Source organism: Undibacterium sp. TC9W, assembly GCF_049339865.1.
GTDB lineage: Bacteria > Pseudomonadota > Gammaproteobacteria > Burkholderiales > Burkholderiaceae_D > Undibacterium.
Map to the genome: position 1 here is coordinate 1 of NZ_JBMPPJ010000108.1, position 253 is coordinate 253.

Annotated in this window: 1 protein-coding gene; it reads right to left on the bottom strand. The window is 51.8% G+C overall.

What is annotated here, in order from left to right; translation table 11 throughout:
• Positions 1–253, bottom strand: a 253-nt coding sequence (locus ACO0LN_RS30450; protein ID WP_422980523.1) for a hypothetical protein, incomplete at both ends; no start/stop codon positions are given.

Consider the following 253-nt stretch of genomic DNA (forward strand, 5'->3'; position numbering starts at 1 on the left):
CTGCGGCGGATGTGCCGGAAACGTTTTGACCAATGTTGACTGTACCAACTTGGACGTCGGACAGGTTCAGTGTTGCTGCATTGGCGCCGAGCAATGTGCCGTTGCCGAAGGAGAATTCAACTGTACCGGCGTTGTTGGCGTTGGTGCTTGTCAGGGACATTGTGTCGAGAACAGTTTTGATGTTTTCGATACGGGCAACGTTAGTACCTGCTGTAGAAGCGATACGGTTGATACCGATGCTTTTCAGGCCAGT